The sequence below is a fragment of the Synechococcus sp. R8-2 genome (genome assembly GCF_047461715.1).
In the GTDB taxonomy this organism is placed as follows: domain Bacteria; phylum Cyanobacteriota; class Cyanobacteriia; order Thermostichales; family Thermostichaceae; genus Thermostichus.
Genome location: NZ_JANSHQ010000335.1, coordinates 1 through 6,639 on the forward strand (window position 1 = coordinate 1; position 6,639 = coordinate 6,639).

At 57.3% G+C, this 6,639-nt stretch carries 7 protein-coding genes; 4 read left to right on the forward strand and 3 right to left on the reverse strand.

Features of this window, described 5'->3' with window-relative positions:
* The first annotated feature begins 226 nt into the window (after positions 1-226).
* On the forward strand, positions 227-841 hold the full coding sequence (locus tag NW819_RS08610) for a biotin transporter BioY (protein WP_414413498.1): 615 nt from the start codon (positions 227-229) through the stop codon (positions 839-841).
* A 404-nt stretch (positions 842-1,245) separates the two neighbouring features.
* On the opposite strand, the gene gshB is transcribed toward NW819_RS08610, so the two are convergent.
* A complete protein-coding gene (gene gshB / locus NW819_RS08615) occupies positions 1,246-2,193 on the reverse strand; it encodes a glutathione synthase (RefSeq protein ID WP_414350404.1) in 948 nt (315 codons plus the stop codon).
* Between the two features lie 253 nt (positions 2,194-2,446).
* On the opposite strand from gshB, the gene NW819_RS08620 reads away from it, so the two are divergent.
* Positions 2,447-3,175, forward strand: coding sequence for a pentapeptide repeat-containing protein (locus NW819_RS08620; RefSeq protein ID WP_414413499.1), 729 nt, complete (start codon positions 2,447-2,449; stop codon positions 3,173-3,175).
* Positions 3,176-3,214: 39 nt separating this feature from the next.
* Here the strand turns inward: NW819_RS08620 and rpmB are convergent, their stop codons facing one another.
* Together rpmB and NW819_RS08630 are read right to left on the reverse strand one after the other, a co-directional pair.
* The gene (gene rpmB / locus NW819_RS08625; protein ID WP_414413500.1) at positions 3,215-3,451 is read right to left on the reverse strand and encodes a 50S ribosomal protein L28; all 237 of its coding nucleotides are present in this window, start codon (positions 3,449-3,451) and stop codon (positions 3,215-3,217) included.
* A gap of 24 nt (positions 3,452-3,475) precedes the next feature.
* Positions 3,476-3,838, reverse strand: coding sequence for a hypothetical protein (locus NW819_RS08630; RefSeq protein ID WP_414344659.1), 363 nt, complete (start codon positions 3,836-3,838; stop codon positions 3,476-3,478).
* Between the two features lie 165 nt (positions 3,839-4,003).
* On the opposite strand from NW819_RS08630, the gene NW819_RS08635 reads away from it, so the two are divergent.
* Entirely contained in the window at positions 4,004-5,116 is a 1,113-nt protein-coding gene (locus NW819_RS08635; RefSeq protein ID WP_414413501.1) for a dockerin type I domain-containing protein, read from the forward strand.
* 312 nt (positions 5,117-5,428) lie between these two features.
* Positions 5,429-6,565, forward strand: coding sequence for an NYN domain-containing protein (locus NW819_RS08640; protein ID WP_414329613.1), 1,137 nt, complete (start codon positions 5,429-5,431; stop codon positions 6,563-6,565).
* The last annotated feature ends 74 nt before the right edge of the window (positions 6,566-6,639 follow it).

Here is a 6,639-nt window from a genome sequence, read left to right on the forward strand (position 1 = left end):
ACATAAGATCAACACGACCTAGCTATTTGCTGAAAGGGGAAGCTATTTTTAGGGGCTTAATGCCCTTTTTTTGTTGCTTCCAAGTGATGCTTTGCTGCGTTTGTGAGTTATTCCCCAAGCTGTGCTTGCCCAAGCGCGAATGCCTTAGGAAAGGGTTAGTGTGTACTTGCCCTCTTCTTTGCATTCCCCTATACTGACCTTCATGTCTCGACACTCCAGGTGCTCTATGACTGCGAGTTACCTACCCTTGGCCCAGACTTTTCTGCCCCGTTCTTCTCGCATTCGCGATCTACTGCTGGTGGTGGGAGGGAGCCTATTCGTAGCAGCTCTGGCGCAGGTGAGGATCCCTCTGCCTTTTACACCGGTGCCCATCACTGGACAAACCTTTGGGGTAATGCTGGTGGGGGCAGGCTTTGGGGCACGGCTGGGCTTTCTCACGTTGCTGGTCTACCTGCTGGAAGGGATCCTGGGATTGCCCTTCTTCAGCGGTGGCGGATCCGGGCTTGGCCACTTGGCCGGGGCGACGGGGGGCTACCTGTTGGCTTTTCCCCTGGCTGCAGGGCTGATGGGTTGGTTGGTGGAGCGCTGGGGCGTGGATCGCAACCCCTGGAAGATGGCGCTGGCGATGTTGTCCTGCTCAGCTCTGATTTATTTGCTAGGAGCCACTTGGCTAGGGGTGTGGCTGAACCAGAATGTTGAGCCCACCTCGATCTTGGCCGTCCTCAACAAGGGGGTCTTCCCTTTTATTCCAGGAGACTTGGTGAAGTGCGGACTGGCGGCAGTGCTGCTGCCCACCATCTGGCGCTGGGTGGGTCGGGAAAGGCCACCGGCAGACTCCTAGCCCACTGGGCAAGAGCAGCAACTCTAAAGACCGCTCCGGCAAAGCAGAAGGGGCCTGGGATTAGCCTCGGGTCGGAAAATCTAAAAAAAAGATAACAGCTCCGAGGATTTGGCCTTTTTTCTGAGATTCTAAAAACTGTGCTCAATGCGATGTTCAATACGGCCTATTCATGGAGCTTTTCTTTATATTGCTCTAGAGTTTTATAAGTCGCTGACTGGTCGCGGCAGAGCCCCCTTGTGGGGCTTTTTATTTTCTAGCTGCCGACCAAAAGAAGCTGATCTCAGCCTTAAGCTATAATTATGTCTTTCTGAATTCATGGGATCCCTATGGATTCCCTGGATAGACGGGATCCCTGTCATGCAACAGACGCGCCGGATCCCAGAAACATCCTGGTGGGTAGTCATTCAGTCCTTGACGGGCACCTTCTTTTCCAGCCACTGAGCCACTTGATCTGCCAGGTCAACTCCTTCCAACTGACAGAGTTCTCGCAGCATTGTTGGGCTGGTCACGTTCACTTCGGTTAGTCGTTCCCCGATAACATCGATCCCGACAAAATACAGCTTCTCCTGCCTGAGCACCGGCGCCAAAGCCCCGCAGAGAGCCCGTTCTTTTTCGGTAATCTTGGTTTTTTCCACTCGACCGCCGGCAGCAACATTGCCCCGAAAATCTCCCTCTCCAGGGATCCGATTGACGGCACCCAAAGGCTCTCCTTCCAGCAGCAAAATGCGTTTGTCTCCTGCCGCCGCCTGTGGCAAATACTCCTGCACCATCACAGGCAGCCGACCAAATTGGGTGCTCATTTCAATCAACGAGTTGAGGTTTGGATCCCCGGCATTGACCCTCAGGATCCCTTCCCCACCTTTGCCACCCAAAGGCTTGAGCACCGCCTGTCCTTCCTGTTCGACGAACTGACGCAGCAGGCGTTTGTTGCTGCTGACGCGGGTACGCGGGATCCACTCTTGAAATTGCAGGGCATAGAGCTTTTCGTTGGCCGAGCGGATCCCGGCAGGATGATTGAGCACCAGTGTGCGGCTGGGAGAGAGACGATCCAAAAGGTAAGTGGCATAGAGATAGGCCGCATCTACCGGCGGATCCTTGCGCATCCACACCGCCTGCATTTGGCTCAGGGGCAGCAGTTGCCGGTCTTTGACCTCATACCAGGGATCCGCCTTCAGATCCAACCGGATTTCCTCAAGGGATCCCCACGTTTCCCCTTGATCCCAGTAGAGATCCGCCAGGCCCAGGCAGAAAATGCGGTGCCCCCGTTTCTGCAGGGCTTCCATCAGGGCAATGCTGGTGTCATGGCCCACCTGCAACTGGGGCAACGGGTCAACAATGAAAGCTACCTGCATGGGAGGTGCGGTTCACTCACGAAAGGCTGCCCCGAGTATGCAACAAATCGGAGCCGATGGCTCTCCCCCGGTAGGCTGTTTCCACAAGAGAAGGCCCCCTCTGGAAAGCTCGATGCAGAGTTGTCTTTTTAATATCCTCTTAACCTCGACAGGCGACGCAAACGTTAGCTTGATAGGTGGAATCCCCAGTTGGCCCTCAGTTCTCGGCTGGGTTGACCGGATTTCTGGCCTAACTGTGAGGAATGCTCCATCTGTGAGTGCTCCCCCTTCTCAACCCTCAGAGCCGGTTCGCATTGAAACCACGCGGGACTTGCTGGAAGCCTTGCGTGAGGGGCGCTCCCTGGTGGGTGCCAACCTGGAGAATGCCTACCTCTCGCGGGGCCTGTTCGACCGCATTCAGATGCCCAAATCCAATTTGACGCGGGCTAGCCTGCGCTCGATCAGCCTGCAGCAAGCCGACCTACGTCTGTGCAACTTTCGCCGCGCTGAGCTAGAGCGGGCCAATTTTACCGCCTCAGATCTACGGGGATCCAGCTTTAGCCAGGCTCTGGGGGACTACAGCAACTTTACCGCCGCCAAACTGGACAAAAGCAGCTTTCAGGGGGGCCGTTTCAGCCATTCCATCTTTCGCGAAGCCAGCTTGGTGGCTGCTAATCTGGCGGAGGGGAACTTTTTTGCCGCCGACTTCCGCCAGGCCAACCTATCTCGCTGCAACCTCTCCCAGGCTGCCTTGGTGAGTTGCCAGCTTCAGTTTGCCAACCTAGAACAAGCCATTTTGGTGGGGGCCAACCTACGGGACGCTCAGATTGAAGATACGCTCTTCAGTGGAGCCGATTTTACCGATGCCAAGCTCTCCGATGAGACGCGCAAGCTCTTAATCGAGCGGGCCAGCGGCACCAACGAGCTTACCCAACGGGATACCCTCAACACCTTGCTGGCGGGATTGCAGCCCAAGTCGCGTAAGCTTTTTGGCTTGCTGTGAGGTTGGAGCTGTCAGACACAACTGGGCTGAGGAGAAAGCTCAAAACCGGTTGAGGTCGATCCCGGCTTCCCGGGCCATGGCTCCTATCCCTTTGGCCTTGAGAGTCTTCAAGGCTTTGGTGGAAAGGCGCAGACGAACAAACCGCTTACCCTCTTCCCACCAGATGCGCTTCCACTGCAAATTGACTTCCTGCAGGCGCTTGGTGCGCCGGTGGGAGTGGGAGATGGCAAAAGCGTTGTTGCGTTTCTTGTTGGTTAGTTGGCAGCGACGCGCCATGGGATCAAAGCAAACTCAGCCTAGCTATCGTAAGGCATCTTTTTGTTGGGCAGCAAGCTGAAGTTGACTTTGCAACTGGGCTAGCTCTGCCTTCAGTCGGTCAAAGGTTTGTTGGCAGTGGTTAACGCTTTTTAGGGGCAGCTCTTCATTTTTGGCAATGCAGGTCACCTGTACAGAGCCGTCGGCAGCCTGACGGGTGCGATCCACAAACACTTCCACCGTCACCAGTTTGGTGTGGGGATTTTTTCCGGGAGGCTCGCCGGCCACCCAATAATCAAGGCTGTTGTGGAGGATATTGAGTTGGCAGCGCTCCAAAACAGCGCGGATCGACTCGCTGAGCTGCTCGGCTGAGCCCACAAGCTGGGTAACGCAAGAGTATCGAGCCATAGAACAGGCAAGCCACCACGGTTATTCTACCATTAAGTTTTCGGCTCCTGCAGCCAAAGGCGAACCGGCAAAATTGCGCTCAAGAGTACTCTACACCGGCTCGGTTAGCCCTGCTGCGAGGAGGTGAATTACGTTAGAACATGAACAACTCCCAGGAGAGTTGCCATGTTTAGGGTCTCCTGTTTGGCTCATTCTCTTTTGCTACTGGGATCCCTTGGCCTGGGTTGGATAGGCGTGTCTTTTGCCCAAGCGCAGCCCTTTCAAGCGGGCGATTTGGACGGGGATGGCCGTTTGACGGTGCAGGATCTCAACCTGTTGGGGGCTTACTTGCGTGGAGAACGGGGACTGACCGACAACCAGATTCGAGCTGCCGATGTCGACCAGGATGGACGGATCACAGAAGCCGACTGGCAAGTGTTGCAGCAGCGCATTCAGGCAGCAACGGATGTGCCCACAGGACAGGTGCAGTTGGATTCCGCCTATTCGGGACAGGTGGTGGATCGGCTGACAGGGCAGCCCTTGGCCGGGGCGGAGGTGGCCATTCCGGGGGCGGGTATTTCGGTGCGCACCGATGCCCAGGGTCGGTTTCGCCTGCCAGGGCCGCTGCCGGCAGAAGAAATTTTGGTGGCGCGGCTGGAAAATTACTTGCCCTATTCCCAAAGTACAGGCAACGGTCAAGCCGGCGGGGATCGGCCTTGGCAACTGCAGTTGGAGCGCTGGGATCCCAACACAACTTTGGTACTGGAGGCGAATGTCATCCGCCTGGGGGATAACCAGTACTCACCGGAATCGGCTGCCGCCGGGCAATTTTTGGGCCCTGCCCGAGGGGTGGAGATGACCCGCTCTTTCACTTTGCAACGCCTGCCTTCGCGCCCACCGGTTTTGCGGATTGGATCCCTGATTGGGTTGGATACTGCCGCCGCCTATCGGGCCGGCCAATCCCGGATCCCCAGTGCCAACATGTCTCCCATGCAGGTCATCCTGAACGGAGTGGAAGTCGAACAGATTCACCTGGGGGGAGATAACCTACAGATTCCCCTGCCGCTGCAACCTCTGCGCCTGGGCCTGAACACTGTTACCCTGCGCACTGGCAAAACCCTGATTCAGCCCCCCATGGTCACCCGTGGTCCCCAAGTGCCGATCAGCATTCCCCTTTTCGGGGGATCCCTGCACATCTCGGTGCCGCTGGGAGGTGATACAGTCATCCGGCACGGTGGAGCCTGGGTGGATCATGACGATGTGCAGTTGGCCAATGTAACCATCGAGATCCCCAACTGAGCTTGCTCCGTCGGAGGTTCCTGCCCCTCAAAGCTGAGCACGGAGCCCGTCGGCTAAGAGGAACAAGTTTAAGCCCGCTTTCGATAACCGATCCGTTTGATACCAAGGGGAATGGGTGTGTCCAACGATTGGAAGCTCCCCCTTCCAACAGCCGGCATACTGCAGTTGCTGAATTGCTCCTCTTCGATGCCTCTGGGAGTTCTGGGCATCTCGATCTTCGAGAGGGATCCCTGAGGTGGCCCATGTGAGTGAGGTGAAATCCTGGCAACCGAGCAGATCGATAACCCAAACTGAGGAGAGCTAACTATGAGCATGAATAGGGCTTCTGCCTTCCCCTTAACCTGGCTGTGGACGGGATCCCTGGCCCTGGGGGTGACGGCCCTGGTGACCCGCCAAGTGATCTGGGGGCTCTTACCTTTGGCAGCAGCCTACCCTGCCATCCGCCGCCGCGAAGAACAGCTTGGCCAAGTTCTGGAACAGACCTGGACACAGCAGCAACAGACAGCAACCCAACTGGAGACCCTGCAAGCGCGTTTCGAGGTGCTGGACGCTCGGCTCACTGCTGAACCGTCCCTTCTGCAGCAGACCTTGGCTTCCCCGGCTGAAGCCATTCAAGAGCTCGAGCAGAAAGTAAAGGTTTTGGAGCCCATCTGGGTACAGCAGCAGCAGACGGCGGCCCAACTGGAAACATTACAAGGGCGGATCGACGCCCTCGAAGCTCGGCCCACGTCTCATCTGTCCGTGCGGCAACAGCTGGCCCCCATCACCCAGGCCATCCAGCAAATCCAGCAGCGGTTAAAAGCCGTGGAGCTGCGGTTGAATGCTCTGCCGGTATCCCAGCCCCAAGTGACTTTGGAGCAACTGGAGTTGGTGCAGGCGCAACTCCAACACCTGCAGCAGCTGGTGGCATCCCAGCCGAACCCTGCTTTTCCCCGCAAAGCCCTGGGGGTGTTCATCGACGCGGCCAATCTCCACGCCAGCGCCCAGCAGTGGGGATCCCATCTCGACTATCCCAGTCTGCTCAGCTGGCTGGCCCAGGGCAGATCCGAGATGGAAGTGCATGTCTACAGCGGGGTAGATCGCCACAACCTAGCTCAGCGTCGTTTCCTGCGGGAGTTGAGAAAACAGGGCTATCGGGTGGTCACCAAGCCGGTGGTGATCCACGCCGACGGCAGCCGCAAAGCCAATCTGGATGGGGAGCTGATCGTGGACTTGATGGCGATGCACTCCCACTACGAGACGGTGCTGCTGCTGAGTGGGGATGGAGATTTTGTGCCGGCCCTCAAGCATATCCGCCGCCAAGGCTGCCGGCTGGAGGTAGCCGCCTACAGGCCGAACACAAACCCGGCGTTAATTCGGATAGCCGACCAGTTCGTGGATTTGTGCGCTTGGCAGGGAACAGGAACGCTGGTGCCGCTGCCTGCAAAACAGACTCCGGCCACCGGCTAAACCTTGCCATCTCAGCACAGTTACATCGATCCCTGACTCCCCTCTCCCAAGGCAGGGAGAGGGGCTGGGGGTGA